At 68.5% G+C, this 17501-nt stretch carries 18 protein-coding genes; 10 read left to right on the forward strand and 8 right to left on the reverse strand.

The features are described 5' to 3' along the window. Window positions 1–41: 41 nt before the first annotated feature. Window positions 42–944 (reverse strand): alpha/beta hydrolase, encoded by a 903-nt coding sequence (locus OK17_RS14850; RefSeq protein ID WP_461417915.1) that lies wholly within the window; start codon window positions 942–944, stop codon window positions 42–44. A 682-nt stretch (window positions 945–1626) separates the two neighbouring features. Here OK17_RS14850 and OK17_RS14855 point away from each other — a divergent pair. Both OK17_RS14855 and OK17_RS14860 read left to right on the forward strand, forming a co-directional pair. Beyond that, window positions 1627–2982 carry a condensation domain-containing protein gene (locus tag OK17_RS14855; RefSeq protein WP_461417916.1) on the forward strand — a complete coding sequence of 452 codons (1356 nt, stop codon included), beginning with the start codon at window positions 1627–1629 and terminating at the stop codon, window positions 2980–2982. Further along, complete coding sequence (locus OK17_RS14860; RefSeq protein ID WP_461417917.1) at window positions 2979–4214, forward strand: nucleotide disphospho-sugar-binding domain-containing protein; 1236 nt, start codon at window positions 2979–2981, stop codon at window positions 4212–4214. The genes OK17_RS14855 and OK17_RS14860 overlap by 4 nt, the downstream gene beginning before the upstream one ends. A 23-nt stretch (window positions 4215–4237) precedes the next feature. On the opposite strand, the gene ispF is transcribed toward OK17_RS14860, so the two are convergent. From ispF to OK17_RS14875, 3 genes are read right to left on the reverse strand one after another with little or no spacing between them, the layout of a single operon-like run. Beyond that, entirely contained in the window at window positions 4238–4702 is a 465-nt protein-coding gene (ispF, locus tag OK17_RS14865) for a 2-C-methyl-D-erythritol 2,4-cyclodiphosphate synthase (protein ID WP_232717133.1), read from the reverse strand. Then, window positions 4699–5415, reverse strand: a complete 717-nt coding sequence (ispD, locus tag OK17_RS14870) for a 2-C-methyl-D-erythritol 4-phosphate cytidylyltransferase (RefSeq protein ID WP_182373907.1) — start codon at window positions 5413–5415, stop codon at window positions 4699–4701. Before ispD ends, ispF begins: the two co-directional genes overlap by 4 nt. A 29-nt stretch (window positions 5416–5444) precedes the next feature. Beyond that, window positions 5445–5933 carry a CarD family transcriptional regulator gene (locus OK17_RS14875; protein WP_006358497.1) on the reverse strand — a complete coding sequence of 163 codons (489 nt, stop codon included), beginning with the start codon at window positions 5931–5933 and terminating at the stop codon, window positions 5445–5447. Between the two features lie 323 nt (window positions 5934–6256). On the opposite strand from OK17_RS14875, the gene OK17_RS14880 reads away from it, so the two are divergent. Then, window positions 6257–6967: a hypothetical protein gene (locus OK17_RS14880; protein ID WP_232717140.1), complete on the forward strand. Its 711-nt coding sequence runs from the start codon at window positions 6257–6259 to the stop codon at window positions 6965–6967. An 84-nt stretch (window positions 6968–7051) separates the two neighbouring features. Continuing rightward, a complete protein-coding gene (gene radA / locus OK17_RS14885; RefSeq protein WP_232717135.1) occupies window positions 7052–8431 on the forward strand; it encodes a DNA repair protein RadA in 1380 nt (459 codons plus the stop codon). A 7-nt stretch (window positions 8432–8438) separates the two neighbouring features. On the opposite strand, the gene OK17_RS14890 is transcribed toward radA, so the two are convergent. Further along, window positions 8439–8969, reverse strand: a complete 531-nt coding sequence (locus OK17_RS14890; protein WP_232717143.1) for a PaaI family thioesterase — start codon at window positions 8967–8969, stop codon at window positions 8439–8441. A gap of 104 nt (window positions 8970–9073) precedes the next feature. Here OK17_RS14890 and disA point away from each other — a divergent pair, with 104 nt between their 5' ends. Continuing rightward, window positions 9074–10159 (forward strand): DNA integrity scanning diadenylate cyclase DisA, encoded by a 1086-nt coding sequence (gene disA, locus OK17_RS14895; protein ID WP_006865342.1) that lies wholly within the window; start codon window positions 9074–9076, stop codon window positions 10157–10159. A gap of 45 nt (window positions 10160–10204) precedes the next feature. Here the strand turns inward: disA and OK17_RS14900 are convergent, their stop codons facing one another. Then, window positions 10205–10972 carry a hypothetical protein gene (locus tag OK17_RS14900; RefSeq protein ID WP_461417918.1) on the reverse strand — a complete coding sequence of 256 codons (768 nt, stop codon included), beginning with the start codon at window positions 10970–10972 and terminating at the stop codon, window positions 10205–10207. Window positions 10973–11095: 123 nt separating this feature from the next. Continuing rightward, complete coding sequence (locus OK17_RS14905; RefSeq protein WP_461417919.1) at window positions 11096–11746, reverse strand: carbonic anhydrase; 651 nt, start codon at window positions 11744–11746, stop codon at window positions 11096–11098. Here OK17_RS14905 and OK17_RS14910 point away from each other — a divergent pair. Further along, entirely contained in the window at window positions 11745–12638 is an 894-nt protein-coding gene (locus OK17_RS14910; RefSeq protein ID WP_461417920.1) for an HhH-GPD family protein, read from the forward strand. The two genes, OK17_RS14905 and OK17_RS14910, sit on opposite strands and share 2 nt — an antisense overlap. Window positions 12639–12804: 166 nt before the next feature. Next, a complete protein-coding gene (locus tag OK17_RS14915) occupies window positions 12805–13791 on the forward strand; it encodes a DUF2189 domain-containing protein (RefSeq protein WP_461417921.1) in 987 nt (328 codons plus the stop codon). 50 nt (window positions 13792–13841) lie between these two features. Here OK17_RS14915 and OK17_RS14920 read toward each other — a convergent pair whose 3' ends face one another. Next, window positions 13842–14678, reverse strand: a complete 837-nt coding sequence (locus tag OK17_RS14920; RefSeq protein WP_461417922.1) for an alpha/beta fold hydrolase — start codon at window positions 14676–14678, stop codon at window positions 13842–13844. Between the two features lie 83 nt (window positions 14679–14761). Between OK17_RS14920 and OK17_RS14925 the strand changes: the two genes are divergently transcribed. The 3 genes from OK17_RS14925 (at window position 14762) to OK17_RS14935 (ending at window position 17392) form a co-directional block, all read left to right on the forward strand. Next, window positions 14762–15070: an antibiotic biosynthesis monooxygenase family protein gene (locus OK17_RS14925; RefSeq protein ID WP_119031331.1), complete on the forward strand. Its 309-nt coding sequence runs from the start codon at window positions 14762–14764 to the stop codon at window positions 15068–15070. A 52-nt stretch (window positions 15071–15122) separates the two neighbouring features. Further along, window positions 15123–15758: an LON peptidase substrate-binding domain-containing protein gene (locus OK17_RS14930; protein WP_461417923.1), complete on the forward strand. Its 636-nt coding sequence runs from the start codon at window positions 15123–15125 to the stop codon at window positions 15756–15758. A 134-nt stretch (window positions 15759–15892) separates the two neighbouring features. Beyond that, window positions 15893–17392, forward strand: coding sequence for an aldehyde dehydrogenase (locus OK17_RS14935; protein ID WP_119031329.1), 1500 nt, complete (start codon window positions 15893–15895; stop codon window positions 17390–17392). The last annotated feature ends 109 nt before the right edge of the window (window positions 17393–17501 follow it).

Consider the following 17501-nt stretch of genomic DNA (forward strand, 5'->3'; position numbering starts at 1 on the left):
CGACGCCGAGAACTGCTGTGCCCCTGCTTGTCTCGCCATGCTCACAACCCCAATCCGCGTCGGAGCGTGGGCCATGACTCCCGCTGCTGGTCGATCCAGTACGGCCACGAATGTGTGCCCGGGTCGACGTAGCGGATGGTGGCCGGGACACCGGCAGCGGCGAGTCTGGACTGCAGCTGCTGGGTGCACCACATCGAGCCGACCTCGATCGCGCCACCGACGATCTGTCGGTCCGTGGGGTTCTCGTTGCCCGGGTAGCCGGGAGCATCGTATTTTCCGGAGCGACCCGTCCCGGTGGAGACGTAGACGGCGGAGCCGCGGAGATTCCCCGCGCGGGCGAGCACGTCGTGCGCAGCCCAATCCGGGTCGTTCGGCGCGCCCCACATGTTGTTGGCGTCACCACCGAACGCGGCGACGATGCCGCGAGGATAGGCCTGGCCGGCCGGTCCCGTCGTGGTGAAGCATCCGCTGTACGCGGCCACCGCATCGTAGAAGCCCGGATTACGGGCGGCCAGAACGAGCGCCGCACCGGCACCCATCGAGAGCCCCGCGACACCCCGCACACCGTTCCCGGAGAACTGCGTGTCGATCAGCGGCGGCAGTTCACGCGTCAGGAACGTCTCCCACTTGTAGCGGCCGAGCCTCGGATCGTCACGCTGCCAGTCCGTGTAGAAGCTGCCGTCACCCGCGATGGGCATGACCACGTTGACGTTCTTGTCGGCATAGAAACCGCCGAGGTCCGTCTTCAGCTTCCAGACGCTGTTGTTCGGATCCTGTTCGTTGAGGCCACCCAGCAGGTACAGGGACGGCCGCGGGCCGGTGTCGGTGCGCGGAGTCAGGACCTGAACCTTGATGGTCTTGTCCATGGACGCGGAGTGCACGTACACGGCATGCAGATTCGGCCCCTCGGGCACCACTCGCTCGATGGCCGACCCGCCCGGCACAGCGCTCGCGTTACCAGCCGACACGGTCCCGGCAAGGCCGGAGATTGCGATCGCCGCACACGCCACGGTCGCGAGCACACCTCGTGCACGCGTTCCGACACGGCGATACGTGTTCCGGCGGGCAGCACCCGTCATATCGTCGCGTCCTCCGAATTCGAGATTGGCAGTCAAGTGACCAGATCCGCCGGCCTCCCGGATAGCCGGGGCCGGTCCACATTGGTCACGACAGTAACCCGAATTCATCCGATTGGATAGTTCGGCGTACGAATTGCGCGTCAGCAAGGCAACCCTTAAAGATCCATGATATCGGCGGTTTCGGGGCGCCCCGGGCCGCCGTTCGCCTCCATCGCCCGAGTCATCGGCCACCACCGGCCGCTCGGGTATGGTTTGCACGTCTCGATGCGGACCGAACCCGGCTCGCGGCGGCCGCGATCGATCCGAGCACCGAATCCGCAGCTTGCACACGCTCATCCGTCCGAGCCGTCGCCGGCACCCAGCCCGCAACAGTCCGGCGGCGCAGCCAGATCAGACCGGCGGCACGACACCCGCGGACGACTTTTCGGGAGGACCTCACAATGGAATTCGGTTGTGACTCAGGGCACATCACGTCGCGCTCTGACTACAGTCCCACCACCCCGCGGGTTGTGGAAAGAATCACTCTGGACGAACGGCAGGTGCGGTCATGAACTTCGGGTCCCTGGTCGGGCACTCTCCTGGCGTCTCCCCCGACTCGCCCGTCGATCGGCTGACCGCCGACGACGACCTGTTCGTCCGCATGGATGTGATCCTCGGACTCCCCGTCGTGAACCAGACGCTGTGGCGCTTCCCCGGCACGGTCGACGTCGATGCCCTCGCCTCGCTGGCGGACAAGCTGCGGCGAGGTCGCCTGAGTCGGCTCGTCGCCACCCACCGGGGTCCGGGGCGCGCCCATTGGCGGTACACCCCAGACGCCGGCCACTTCTCCGTGCAGGACGATCCGGTCCCGGTCGGTGAGGTAGAGCAGTGGGGACGGGCCCAGGCCGACGCCGAACTCGACATCGAGAACGGACCCGCGTGGCGGCTCGTCGTCGCACGGACCGCCGATGACGCCTCGGTGCTCGTGTCCCTGGTCATCTCCCATGTCATCGCCGACGGCGGGACCGGCGCGGTCGCGGTCCTCGAAGCCGTCCACGGCCTGGACTACACGCCCGGCACCGCACCGGGCCTGGTGTCGAATGTCGTCGACGCCGCCGACCTTCTCTGGACCGCGGGGAAGACCGCGGTACAGATAGCGCGGGCCAGTCGGTCCGGACCGCCCGTCTCGCCCGCGCGTGTGACCGGCCGGCCCGCACCCGACACCGACGTCGCCGCCGCCGAGATCGCACCGAACGTGACCGTCCTGATCCCGGTCGCCGACTTCCGGTCCGCGGCCGAATCCCGGGGCGGTACCGACAACAGCCTGTTCGCGGCGCTCATGGTGGGTGTGTTGGAACGGTGCGGCCGGGTCTCCCCCGGCGACGTCGTCCCGGTGTCGCTGCCCGTCTCGTCGCGCACGCCCGACGACCGCCGCGCCAACGCGACGTCGGGCGCCACCGCTTTTGTCGAGGTCTCCCCCGACCGCTACGACGATCTGTCCGCCGTCCGGTCTGCGTGCAAGGACGCCTACAACCGGTTGGCCGCGAGTTCGGGCAAGGTGGCCCAGCGGGCTGTCGTGCTGCAGGCGCTGAGCGCATCCCTCACCCGACGCCTGGCCGCCAACGTCACCACGCCGCTGTGCCTCGCCTCCAATGTCGGACCGGTTCCCGACGAGTTCGCGACGCTGGGCACCGGCGAACCCGGCGCTCTCTCCATCCGAGCCGTCACCGCGACCGACGACCCCCGCAATCTGCGTGACCGCAAGGGCGGGATCAGCGGCTGGCTCGCACTCGGCGCCGACGACGTCATGTTCAGCGTGAGTTCGCTGGACCCGGTACGCATTCCTGACGCGGCCACCTTGCGCGATCTGGTCGACGCCGAACTCGACGCGTGGGGCCTGCACGGGAACGGCTGGGGCGCATGAGGATCGCCTTCACCGTCCACGGCAGCCGGGGAGACGTCCAGCCCGCGGTGGCGATCGGTGCCGAACTCGCGCGTCGCGGCCACGAGGTCCGGCTCGCCGTGCCCGAGGATCTCGTCGAACTGACCGCGGCGTCCGGGTTGCCCACGCAGATGTTGGCTCCGTCGACGGCGGAGCTGCTGGCCAGTCCGCTGGTCAAGGAACGCCTGAAGTCCAAGAACCCGCGCGTTCGGCTCAAGGCGCTGGGCGAGGTCGCCGGCCACGGTCGCGCGACCTCCGAACGGGTCATGGCCGAACTCGCCGACGCCTCCGATCTGCTCGTGACCGGCCCGCTGGCGCAGGACCGGGCCGACGCCATCGCCCAGAGCCGTGGCATCGGATTCGTTCCGCTGCACTACTGTCCGCTGCGTCCGAACGCCAGCCTCGACGTCCGCTATCGCAAGTACCCACGTCCGGTCTCGCGGGCTATGTGGCACCTCGCCGACCAGACCTACTGGCTGACGCTGCGTGGTGCCGACCGGCGGCTGCGCACCGAACTCGGCCTCCCATCGGTGAAAGGCCCTCTGGGAAGCCGACTTCGGAAGCGGGGGGTCCCCGAGATCCAGGCCTACGACGCCGCCCTGTTCCCCGGTCTCGAGAACGACTGGGGTCCGCAGCGACCACTCGTGGGATTCCTGTTGCCGGACAAGGACACTAGTGCCGCACTGTCGAACGGCGACGACGCGACCTCCCGTGCGGTCGAATGGGCGACCACCGACGAGGCGCCCGTCTACGTCGGCTTCGGCAGCATGAAGATCACCGCCGAGCAGATCGGCGGCATCGTGAGCTCGCTTCTCGACCGCGGCCTGCGGGTCATCGGGCACACCGAACACGAACTCCCCCAACATGATCGACTTCTGCACCTCACCCAGCCGGTCGACCACGAGAGTCTGCTCCCGCAGTGCCGCGGCGCGGTTCACCACGGCGGCGCCGGCACCACGGCAGCGGCGACCCGCGCGGGAATCCCGTCGGTGATCGCCTGGCTCAGCGCGGATCAACCGATGTGGGCCGCGGCGCTTCGACGCAAAGGTGCCGGTTCCGGCAACAAGCTGGCTCGGTTCGGACCATCCGATCTCGATCCGCTCACCGACCCGGCAGTGGCGGCCGCGGCCGCGCGTCTGGGTACGGAACTCACCCCGCCGGCCGAGGCCGTCGACCGTGCCTGCGACATCCTGCTGGACGCCGCCGCGCGCTGACCGGGGCGTCGTCGAACGGCGCCTCAGGCGTCGTCGAGCAGGGCGGTGGCGACCGCCGCGATCCCCTCGCCGCGTCCGGTCATGCCCAGACCGTCGGTGGTGGTCGCCGACACGGAGACGGGCCCGCCGACCGCCGCCGACAGCACGTCCTGGGCCTCGGTACGACGGGGTCCGATCTTGGGTCGGTTACCGATGACCTGCACGGCCGCGTTCACGACGCGGAGTCCCTCGGCGGCGATCAGCTCGGCCACATGGGTGAGCATCGCGACACCGGAGACGCCTTCCCACTCGGGTCGCCCGGTGCCGAACACCGAGCCGACGTCGCCGAGTCCGGCGGCCGAGAGCACCGCATCGCACAGGGCGTGTGCGCCGACGTCACCGTCGGAGTGACCCTCGCAGCCGGGCTCGTCGGGAAAGTGCAGGCCGACCATCCAGCAATCCGCTGACGGGTCGATGCGATGCGCGTCGGTGCCGATCCCGACCCTCATGCCCGGGCCTCGGTGTCGGCCGCGGTCTCACGGACGACGTCTCGGATGATGCGGAGGTCCCACGGTGTGGTGATCTTCATGGCGAGAGGGTCTCCCGGGACGATGTGGACAGGGATGCCGCAGCGTTCGGCGAGGCCGGCATCGTCGGTTGCGAGACCGGCATCGTCGGCATGTGCGCGCAGCAGGGCGTCGCGGGTGAAGCCCTGCGGGGTCTGTACCGCGCGGAGTTCTTCACGGTCGACGGTACGGGCCACGAGCTCGAGTCCGCGCGCATCCGTTGTGACCTGCTTGAGAGTGTCGACGACCGGTACACCCGGGACCACGGCCGGATGGCCGGCGGCGACGGCCTCGACCACGCTCGTGAAGACATGGGCGGGTGTCAGGGGTCGTGCGGCGTCGTGCACGAGAAGGATCCGGGCGGCACCGGCCGCGGCGATCCCCGCGCGCACCGAATCGGATCGGTGAGCGCCGCCGGACACGACGACGACCCCGGGGAGCAGCTCTCGAGCGTGCTCCACGAGGTCGGCCGGCACGACGACGACGATCGATGCCCCGAGTGAATCGGGGATGTTGTCGACGCAGCGCTCGATGATCGTTGCGCCACCGAGGTCGACGAACGCCTTCGGAACCGGCTCGCCGAGTCGGGTTCCCGACCCGGCGGCCGGGATGATGACGCAGACTTCCGCGCCGGAATCCTCCGGCGAAGTGGTCAATGTTCTACCTGATCAGGTACGAACCGATGTCAGGAAGCGGCCGCGAGGACCTCGTCCAGGATGATGGTGGCCTTCTCGTCATCGGTGTTCTGCGCGAGCGACAGTTCGTCCACGAGGACTCGGCGGGCACGGGTCAGCATGCGCTTCTCACCGGCCGAGAGTCCACGGTCCTGCTCGCGACGCCAAAGGTCGCGCACGATCTCGGCGACCTTGATGATATCGCCGGAGATGAGCTTCTCCTGGTTCGCCTTGAATCGCCGCGCCCAGTTGGTCGGCTCTTCGGTGTGCGGGGCCCGCAGCACCTGGAATACCTGGTCGAGACCCTCTTGCCCGACCACGTCGCGGACGCCCACGTATTCCAACTTCGTCGAGGGAATCTGAACGGTCATGTCACCGTCGGCAACCTTGAGAACAAGGTATTCGATCTGCTCACCCTTGATGGTCCGGGTAACGATGTCTTCGACCCGAGCAGCACCGTGATGGGGGTAAACGACGGTGTCGCCAACTTTGAAATTCAATGTTCCTTGCCCCTTTCGAGTGAACCCAGTCTAGCACGGGCGTTCCGAGGGCCCCACCCAACGGTGCAGGTCAACGCGGTGAACCGGTTCCAGTGCTGCCTCTTCCGAGGTGGCGGGGGGTGCCGTAGCAGCGTGTTCGGCGTCACGCAACACCACTCACACGAGGCCCGCCGAGGCCCCTCCACCGATGCCCGGAACATGCCCTCGCAGACACGAATCGGGCACCCGGGCGGACTTTTCCGGACGGCGCCCACTACGCTGCGTAGTGCAGGGTTTCGCGCGCTGCAATTCGACTTCGTTTGACCTGGGAGGATCGGGTGTCAGTGCTTCCACTATCCGCACGGCGGTCGGCGGTTCGGCCATCTCGTCTGGCCACCGCGGCAGCCACGATCGGCATCGCCGTTGCCCTGGGCACCACCGGTTGCGGTGCGGGCCAGATCGCGCAGACCGCCAACCAGCTGCCTGCGGTCAACGGCGCGAACGTCAACATCGACGCGCTGCAGCTGCGCGACGTGCAGATCCTCTACCCGGAGAAGGACGCACCGACCGTCTTCGGCAACGGCGGCCCCTTCGAACTCGCGTTCGTCGTCGCGAACGCCGATCAGACCGTCTACTACCGCCTGAAGGAGATCAAGCCCGAGAAGGGTTCGGTCGAGTTCGTCGAGGGCAGTGACTCCGCGGCTCGCGTCATCGCGCCGGGGCAGGCTCTCAGCAGCGGCACGCCCGTCGGCTCCGTCCGCGACAGCGAGAAGACGGTCACCGCCGAGCTGACCGACGCGGGCGACACCGTCGCCGCCGGTCTGACCACCGACCTGACCTTCGTCTTCGAGAAGCGCGAGGGCAACGGCTCGTGGGTCCCGGCCGGTGAGACCACCGTGCAGACCCCGGTCGATGCCGGCGCCGATCTCGAGCGCCAGGACGTCGCCCGCAACGCGGAGCCGACGTTCTACAACCAGCACCACGGCGAGGGCGACCACGGCGAGTCCGAGGGCGGCTCCCCCGAAGCCGGACACGAAGAGGGCGGCGGGCACTGACCCCACCCTTCGAGACACGCAGACGAGGCCTGGCATCCGCCGGGCCTCGTCTGTTCTGTCGGTACATCCGCCTAGGCTGACCGGGTGGCAAAACCCAAATCCTCGTATCGCTGCACCGGATGCGGCCATCAGGTCGCCAAGTGGGTCGGCCGCTGCCCCGAATGCGGTGAATGGGGATCGATCGACGAGGTCGCCGGCACCCCCACGTCCTCCCGGACAACCGCCGCGGTGGCACCGTCGAGCCCGGCCCTGCGTATCACCGAGGTCGACGCGGAGTCCTCGGCAGCGGTGCCGACGGGCATCGGCGAACTCGACCGCGTCCTCGGCCGCGGCGTCGTCCCGGGATCGGTCATCCTGCTCGCCGGTGAACCCGGCGTCGGTAAGTCGACGCTGCTCCTCGAGACCGTCAAGCACTGGGCGGCCAAGGATCGCGTCGCGCTGTACATCACCGGCGAGGAATCGGCCGGCCAGGTACGCATGCGCGCCGAACGCACCGGCGCGGTGCACCCCAACGTCTACCTGGCCGCAGAGACCGATCTGGCGACCATTCTCGGCCACGTCGACACCGTGCGACCGTCGCTGATGATCATCGACTCGGTGCAGACGGTGGTCGCGTCCGGCGCCGACGGCGTCACCGGCGGCGTGACCCAGATCCGCGCCGTCACCACCGCGCTGGTCTCGCTGGCCAAGAATCGTGGCATCGCGGTGATCCTGGTCGGCCACGTGACCAAGGAGGGCGCCGTCGCGGGCCCTCGCTCGCTCGAGCACCTCGTCGACGTCGTCCTCGCCTTCGAGGGCGACAAGCATTCGACGCTGCGGATGGTCCGGGGCGTGAAGAACCGGTTCGGCGCCGCCGACGAGGTGGGCTGTTTCGAACAGCGCGACGACGGCATCCACCAGGTGCCCGATCCATCGGGAATCTTCCTGCACCAACGGGATTCGGACGTCAGCGGCAGCGTCACGATGGTGACGATGGACGGCAAACGGGCCCTCGTCGGCGAGGTCCAGGCGCTCGCCAACGGGACCGAGATGTCCAACCCCCGTCGTGCGGTGTCCGGTCTCGACTTCAACCGGGTGGCGATGGTCCTCGCCGTCCTGCAGGCGCGCGCCGGCCGCAAGGAGTTGGGCAAGTCCGAGGTCTACCTGTCGACGGTCGGCGGCATGCGCGTGACCGAACCCGCCGCCGACCTCGCCATCGCGCTGTCGGTCTACTCGACCCTGACCCAGCGTCCGGTCCCGCAGTCGACCGTCGTGATCGGCGAGGTGGGGCTCGGCGGCGAGATCCGTCGGGTCTCGGCGGTCGCACGACGCCTGGCGGAGGCCAAGCGACTCGGCTTCCGCGAGGCGATCATCCCGGCGGCCACCGACGAGGAACTACCGAAGGGCATCCGCATTCTCCGGGTCGCCAACCTCGGCGACGCCGTCCACCTTCGTGATTCCGACCCGGTGGACGCGCCGTTCTGAGCGGGCCTCAGAGCTGAGGTTTGCCGCCCAGGTACTCTGCCGCCTTCGCGCTGTTCTCGATGTGGTCGGCGAAGTGCTCCCGGACGTCGATCTGGACGAACAGTCCGTTTGCACGCGCCACCGGTCGCTCCGGATCACCTAGGTGCGCAACACCTTCGACGTAGATCTTGCGGCGCTGCTTGCCCAGGATCTCGGCATGCAGGTGCAGTGTCCTGCCCACCGGGATGGGCTGGAGGAAATCGACCTGGAGGTGCACGGTCACCGCCGCCGGACCGATCAGCCGCGGCGTCATACCCATGACGTCGTCGAACGCACTGGACAGGATGCCGCCGTGGATCACGCCCGGCCCGCCCTCCATCCAGTGCTGGACGGGCATCTCCGCGTCGACGCTGAAGCCCTCGCCCGCGTAGATCTGGAGGTGTAGGCCGTGCGGGGATTCTGGCCCGCAACCGAAGCACACCATGTTGTGCGGGCGCATGAGTTCGCCCGGCGCGGAGGTCTTCGGGTGGCGCTCGAGCACGTCGAGCTCGTCGGGCACCACAAAACTGCTGCTCTTCACATCCCGGTACCCTAGTCACCGTTGTGACGACCTGCTTCGACGGGCGTCGTCCGCCCGGGAGTGCCCGGTGCCGAAGGGGAGACATGGTTGCCGAAGTGGTGAAGTCCGAGCTCACGCGTGAGACGTTGGCGCGCGTCGCACCGGGCACCCCGCTGCGCGACGGCCTGGAGCGGATCCTGCGCGGCGGTACGGGCGCCCTGATCGTGCTCGGGCACGACTCCGACGTCGAGAAGATCTGCGACGGCGGTTTCCACCTCGACGTCGAGTTCGCCCCCACGCGGCTGCGCGAGCTCGCCAAGATGGACGGCGCGGTCGTCCTGTCCACCGACGGCAAGCGCATCGTGCGCGCCAACGTCCAGCTCGTACCGGACCCGTCGATCCCCACCGAGGAATCGGGCACGCGGCATCGCAACGCCGAGCGCACCGCGATCCAGACCGGGCATCCGGTCATCTCGGTCAGTGCCTCGATGTCGATCGTCAGCGTCTACGTCGACGGCGCGCGTCGGGTCGTCGAGAGCCCCGACCCCATCCTGTCGCGCGCGAACGTCGCCCTGGCGACCCTGGAACGCTACAAGGCACGCCTGGACGAGGTGATCGCCGCGCTGTCGCGCGCCGAGATCGAGGACTACGTACTGCTGCGCGACGCCATGTCGACCGCGCAGCGCATGGAGATGGTGCGCCGTGTGTCGGTGGAGATCGAGGAGTACGTCCTCGAACTCGGCACCAACGGCCGGCAGGTGAGCCTGCAGCTCGAGGAGCTCATCAGCGACAACGACACGATGCGCGAACTCCTCGTCCGCGACTACTACGCCAGCCCCGAACCGGCCACCGCCGAGGACGTGCGGCAGGCGCTCGAGGTGATCGAGGGACTCAGCGACGCCGATCTCCTCGACCTCACCCAGCTCGCCGGCGCCTTCGGCTACCCGACGACGATCGACGCCCAGGACAACGCCATGAGTCCGCGCGGCTACCGCCTGCTCGCACGTATATCCCGTCTGCAGTTCGCGCACGTGGACCGCCTGGTCCGCAGCTTCGGCACGCTGCAGGCGCTGCTCGCCAGCACCTCGGCCGACCTGCAGGCGGTGGAGGGCATCGGCAGCATCTGGGCGCGGCACATCCGCGAGGGCCTGTCGCGGCTCGCGGAGACCAGTATCGAGCGATACGACTAGAGCCCCGACGAATCGGGGCTCCAGACGATCAGGTTTCTCCGTCGATCAGGGTTCTTGCGCCGGTGCGACCACGTTGAAGGTGATCGGGAACGACTCGCGCTCGCCGATCTTGCCGATCGCCGAGTAGGAACCGGCGGGGACCTGGGTCCGCGGGCGTTCACACCCGGGGCTGCTCGTGGTGCCCGACCAGGTGATCGTGTCCTTGACCTGCTGTGCGGGCTTGAGGACCACGTTGTTCACGGTGTCGATCGGCGAACAGTCCCGCGCCGACCACAGCGTGCGCGACCCGTCGAGCGTCCGCACGATCACGTTCTGGGCGGCCTTGCCCACGTCGCGGGTGCAGTCGGACAGGCCGGCGTTCGTGGTGACGATCGTGAAGACCGGCTGCTGACCGATCGTGTACGTCGGCTTGTCGGTGTAGAGGACCACCGAGATCGCCTGATCCGGGCAGAGGTTGGGGCCCGCCGGACCACCGGGCACGCCGGCGGGGCTTGCCGATTCCGGGGGTGACGCCGACGCGGACGCTCCGCCCGGGGCTCCGGCACCGGCGGGAGCGTTGCCACCCGGACCACCACCCGCTCCGGCGTTGCCGGCGGCGGGCGGCTCGGACGACGGGGGCGCCGACTCCGACAACGGCGCGGCACTACTGGGAACCGACGAGGTGGCCGCGGTGTTCTGCGGCGCGTCCCCACCGGAGGTCATCCACACGATGAGAGCGACGACCAACCCCACTACGACCAGCGCGCCACCCCCGGCGACGACGCGTCGTCGCCAGTAGATCTCGGGTGGCAGCGGGCCCTGGGGTTCGATCACGTCCACAACGCTAACGGCCGGATCTTGACTTCCGGTTGATCACGTGCGGCGTGTCGCGGCCGAAAAACGGCCCGGAGCAGGCAAAGTCTAGAGTTCGCCTTCAGGCTCGGGGCCGGTTGCAGCTCAGGCGGTCTCGGCCTGCGCGGAGCGCGACGGCTTCTCGCCGATGTCGCCGTAGACGGATTCCAGGTTCACCCGGCCGTCGCTGAGCTTGTAGGTCAGGCCGACGATCGCGAGCTTCCCGGTGGCGATGCGGTCGGCGACGATGCGGCTGCGCTGCATCAGCAGGCGACCGGTCTCCACGACGTGACGCGCCTCGAACTCGTCGACGCGCGACAGTCCCTCGCTGCGTCCGGCAAGGATGGACGGCGTCACGCGCTCGACGACGTCGCGGATGTAGCCACCCGGGATCTGCAGGTCGTCGAGAGCGTCGAGGGTCGCCTTGACCGCGCCGCAGCTGTCATGGCCGAGGAGCACGATCAGCGGGACCTCGAGCACCTCGACGGCGTACTCGAGCGAGCCGAGAACGGCCGAATCGATGACGTGGCCTGCGGTTCGGACGACGAACATGTCGCCGAGCCCCTGGTCGAAGATGATCTCGGCGGCCAGGCGGGAGTCCGCGCAGCCGAACAGCACCACGTGTGGATGCTGCCCTCCGACGAGTCGCTCGCGGTCCTCGATACCCTGACTGGGATGTTGGGACTCGCCAGTGACGAATCGGTCGTTGCCGTCGCGCAGAACGCGCCAGGCCTGACGTGGTGTCATTCCGATCATGATCAATAGTGTGCCACCAGGCGCTTTGCTCGGTTGGTTCGATACCCACGAACGTGACCTTCCTTGGCGAGATCCGTCGTGCACCGGGTGGCAGATCCTCATCAGCGAGATCATGCTCCAGCAGACCCCGGTGTCCCGAGTGGTGGAGCCGTGGCGTGAGTGGGTCGAGCGCTGGCCGGTGCCGTCTGCGATGGCCGCCGAGTCCGCAGGCGAGGTGCTGCGCGCCTGGGGCAAACTCGGCTACCCACGCCGAGCCCTCCGTCTCCACGAATGCTCGAAGGTCCTCGCGCGTGAACACGACGACCGTGTGCCCGAAGACGTCGCGACGATGCTGACCCTGCCCGGCATCGGCGACTACACCGCACGGGCGGTCGCCTGCTTCGCCTACGGCCAGGCGGTTCCTGTCGTCGACACCAACGTCCGCCGCGTCATCGCGCGGGCGGTGCACGGCCGGGAACAGCCGGGCAACCCCTCGCGACGGGACCTCGACGACGCCGAGGGACTCCTCCCCCGCGCCGCCGACGCGGGCTTCGCACCCAACGCGCCGAGATTCTCCGCGGCCCTCATGGAATTGGGCGCGCTCGTCTGCACAGCCCGAAACCCCAAGTGCGACAACTGTCCTCTCGTGGACTGCACCTGGGTACGACTCGGCCGTCCCGCACACACCGGCCCGCCGCGGAAGACCCAGAAGTTCGCCGGCACCGACCGCCAGGTCCGCGGCCTCCTTCTCGACGTACTGCGCGGCACCACCGGTTCAGTGGAACGGGCGAAGCTCGATGTGGTGTGGACGAGCGACACCGCCCAACGCGACCGTGCCCTCGACTCGCTGCTCGTCGACGGGCTCGTGGAGATCACCAACGACGGGCGCTATTGCCTTGCAGGCGAGGGCTGAAGCCATCGGACAACCGGCGTCACCGCAGGTCGCGGTAACGCCGCCGACTTCGACGAGACAATCCGCCCACAGGGACACATGATTCGTGCCAAGGTCGGTGCCCAGTCATTTGATCGTTCGGGCATAGTCTCCCGCCGGACCCGGATCGTTGCTAATGTCCCGATCCATGAGTCAGCCGCCGTATCCTCCTGTCCCGCCGTCGGACCCGAATGAGCCGGGTGGACAACCCGGGCAGCAGCCGCCCCAGTACGGGCAGCAGCCACCGCCCCCGCCCCAGTACGGCCAGCAGCCGCCGCAGTACGGGCAGCCCGATTACGGACAGCAGCCGCCGCAATACGGCCAGCAGCCCGATTACGGTCAGCCGCAGTACGGCCAGGCACCGCCTCCGCCGCCCCCGGGTGCACCGCAGTACGGCAGCGCGGGCGCGTACCCGGGCGCTCCCGGCGCCCCGGGTACCAAGGTCGATGTGGGCGAGGCGTTCTCCTGGGCATTCAACAAGTTCAAGAACAACGTCGGCGCCATGATCCTGCCGGGCCTGGCGGTGTTCCTGCTCGGCGCCGCCCTCATCGCGGTGGGGTTCTCCGCAGTGGCGATCTTCGGTACCACCGAGAGAGTCGACTACGGGAACGGCTTCTACTACGAGGAGACGTCGCTGGGCTTCGGAGGCTCGGTCCTCTTCGGCCTGGTGTACCTCGTGTTCATCCTGGGCCTGCTCTACATTCAGGCGAGCATCATCTCGGGCGCGGTCCGCGTCGCGAACGGTGAACCGGTGACCGCGAAGTCGTTCCTGACCCCGATCCGGTTCGGGCCGGTCGTCGGTACCGCGATCCTGGTCGGCATCATCACCGGAATCGGCTACGCGCTGTGCATCATCCCGGGTCTCGTCGCGATGTTCTTCCTGATGTTCTCGGTGGTCGCGACCATCGACAAGGGACTCTCGCCGATCAACGCGATGAAGACGTCGTTCGAGTTGACCAAGTCGAAGGTGGGCGACTCGCTGATCGCACTGCTGGTCACCTACGCGATCAACCTCGTCGGTGTGCTCGTCTGCTACGTCGGACTGATCGTGGCAGCCCCGGTCGCGCAGCTGTTCCTGGTCCACTGCTGGCGTCGACTCAACGGCGCACCGATCGCACCCGCCGATCCCGCCTGATCTCGATCCATTCCTTCGGGGCGCGCACGAGACATCGTGTGCGCCCCGATCTATTTCTGCGAGCTGTCGAGACCGGACAGAAACGCTTCCACCGCACCGCGATACACGTGTGGTGCGTCGTCGTGGACGAGGTGCCCGGCCCCCTCGACGCGTAGATACTGCGCATGCCGGTTGACCTCGCACATGCGGCGCATCTGGCCGGGCGGCGTAACCGTGTACTCGGCTTCGATGACCAGCGACGGCACCGCGACCGCATTCCACTCCGACCAGAAGTCGCGGACGCCCCACTCGTCGGCGATCGCGCCCCACAACGGAATCCGGCCGTGGAGCCGCCCGTCGTCGAACGCCTCGTAGAAGTACCGGCCGGCCACCGGACCGAACATCGCGACCGCCTCGTCGACGGATTCGAAACGCTCGGGCCAGGACTCGAACCAGGGCGTCCAGTTGGTGGTGGTCCGCCCGCGGAAGTCGGGTGCCATGTCCTCGAGTACGAGCGCCGCCACGAGTTCCGGGTAGGTCGCGGCGGTGCACCAGGCGTGCAGCGCCCCCATCGAGTGCCCGACGAGGACTGCCGGTCCGCGGTCGATCCAGGTGAGGATCTCGGCGAGGTCGGCAACGAATCGTTCGGTCGCGAGTTCTGTTGTGCTGTCCGGATCCTCGACGTCGGCGCCGGTGTGGAAGGCGGCGTCGTAGGTGAACACCCGGCCGTACCGGCGCAGCCACGGCACCTGTCGCCGCCACGTGCGCCCACGCCCCATCAGCCCGTGCAGCAGGACGATCGGCCGAGCCGTCGTGCCCTGGTCCAGTGGCCCGCGGGCGTCGTCGACGATCACCGGACCCCCGTGGTCGCGGAACCCGATCTCGCCGATCGCGTGGGTGTCGAACATGGCCGAAACTGTATCCGTCCGAACGATCCTTCGGGGTCGGGCAACACCGTCACGACCGCCCCCGCTACGCCTATGGTGGACACATGGCTGTTGTGAAGATCAATGCAATCACCGTTCCCGAGGGCGCCGGACCCGAGCTGGAGAAGCGGTTCGCCAACCGCGCCCACTCGGTCGACGGCTCCAAGGGGTTCCTCGGGTTCCAGTTGCTGCGTCCGGTCAAGGGCGACGACCGCTACTTCGTCGTGACGCAGTGGGAGTCCGAGGAGGACTTCCAGGCGTGGGCATCCGGCCCGGCGAAGGAGGCGCATGCCGGGGAGCGGGCCAAGCCGGTCGCGTCAGGTGCCGATCTGCTCGAGTTCGAGGTCGTGCTCGACGCGCGACCCAAGGCCTGACGGAGCAGCCCTGAGCCCGTTCATCCCGGCCGGTGAGCAGCTCGTCTCGCCGATGTTCCCGCTCGGCACCGCCCTGCTGCCGGGTGGCGAGTTGCCGCTGCGCGTCTTCGAGCCGCGTTACCGGCAGATGGTCGACGACCTCATGGAGGAGTCCGACGGAAGACCGGTCGTGCGTTTCGGGGTGGTGCTGATCGCCCGCGGTTCCGAGGTCGGTGGCGGCGAGGTGCGTTGCGACGCCGGCACGATGGTGCTCGCGGACGTCACCGATCGGCTCCCGGATGGACGGGCACTGCTGGCCGGCACCGGCATCGGCCGGTTCCGGGTCGTCGAATGGCTGCCCGACGATCCCTATCCCCGCGCCCGGATCGAGGTCCTCCCCGAACCGGAGCCCGCCGAGGCCGACCTCGAGCGGCTGCACTCGATCGACCAGCGCCTGCGCGTCGTCATGCGCCAGACCCTCGAGGCCGCCGGCAAGGACGTCGACACGATCTTCGCCGCCCTCGACATCATCGACGCCGATCCCCTGATGGCGGACGTGTCGCCGATCTACCTCTGGGCCAACCGACTCCAGGTCGAGCCGCACGATCAGCAACGCCTGCTCGAGGCCGCCGACCCGGCCGGACAGCTCGACGTGCTGGAGGACGTCATGGAAGGGCTGGAGGCCCGAGCGGCTTTCGGCCGGGGCTGATTCGCCGCCGCCCCTGGCGGCGAAGTTAGAACGTGTTCTAGTATTGCGTGTGCCGTAGTTCACACTTGCCCGCGTGCGGAGGTAAATCCGCCGCTGACCGGCAAGGACCCGTCCTCCTGAGGAGCACACGCGTAATGACCGAGACCGTGGAGTCCCACACCGCAACAGTCACCGGCGGCGGGGATCAACCCCAGTTGCTCATCGGCGGCCGATGGGTCGATCCCCATTCCAGTGAGACCCTCGAGGTCTTCTCCCCCGCCACCGGGGAACGTGTCGGTTCGGTGCCGCACGCCGACGCCACCGACGTCGACACCGCGGTCAAGGCCGCACGCGCCGCCTTCGACTCCGGAGTGTGGAGCTCGACACCCCCGGCTCGACGCGCCGACATCATCGCTAAGGTCGCCGACCTGATCGACGAGCGCGGCGACGAGATCACCGCACTGGTCTCCGCCGAGATGGGCGCGCCGCCGAGCGCCATCGCCACCCTGCAGCAGCTGCCCGGCACCGGCGTCCTGCGCGCCTACGCCAACGCCGCCCGCGACTACCAGTGGGAGGAGTACCGGACCGGCCTGTTCGGGACCACCCGAATCACCCGCGAGCCGGTCGGCGTCGTCGGCGCGATCTGCGCCTGGAACGTCCCGCTGTTCATCACCTGCAACAAGATGGGCGCCGCACTCGCCGCAGGCTGCTCGGTGGTGCTGAAGCCCGCCCCGGAGACCCCGCTCACCGGTAACTACGTGGCCCAGCTGTTCATCGAGGCCGGCGTGCCCGCCGAGGCGATCTCGGTGGTCACCGGCGGCACCGAGACCGGCCAGGCCCTCGTCGCCCATCCCGACGTCGACAAGATCACCTTCACCGGGTCGACCGCCGCGGGCAAGGCCATCGGCGCCGCCTGCGCCGAGACCCTCAAGCGCTGCTCGCTCGAGTTGGGCGGCAAGTCGGCGGCCATCGTCCTCGACGACGTCGACATCGCCGCGAACGCCTTCATGCTGACGTTCCTCGGACTGTTCAACACCGGCCAGGCCTGCGTCGCGCAGACCCGAATCCTGGTGCCGCGCAGCCGTCAGGACGAGATCGTCGCGGCGATGGTCGACGCGGCGAAGGCCATGAAGGTCGGACTACCGTCGGACCCCGAGGCCCAGCTCGGCCCGCTGATCACCGAGAAGCAGCGCCAGAAGGTCGAGGAGTACATCGAACTCGGCAAGAAGGCCGGTGCCACACCGGCTCTCGAGAGCGAACGCCCCGCGGGCCTCGACTCGGGTTACTTCCTCACCCCGACCATCTTCACCGGCGTCACCAACGACATGGCCATCGCCCAGGAGGAGATCTTCGGACCCGTCCTGTCGGTCATCGCCTACGACGACGTCGACGAGGCCATCGCCATCGCCAACGACTCCAACTACGGACTCGCCGGCACGGTGTGGACCAACGACGTCGAGCGCGGTATCGAGATCTCCACCAAGATCCGCACGGGCACCTTCGGGATCAACTGGTACGCAATCGATCCCGAGTCCCCCTTCGGCGGTTACAAGAACTCCGGCATCGGTCGTGAGAACGGCCGCGAAGGCCTGGAGTCCTTCCTCGAGCACAAGTCGACGATGCTGCCGATGGGCTACGAGGTCTCCAGCAACTAGACCCTCACCTCTCACAGGGGAAATCCGGGGCCGGACGCCAAGCGTCCGGCCCCGATTCCGTTGTGGCGGCTCACCGCTGCCTGAGGTGCGAGGTGCGATAGCGACGAGC

This window comes from Gordonia sp. GN26, from assembly GCF_054823965.1.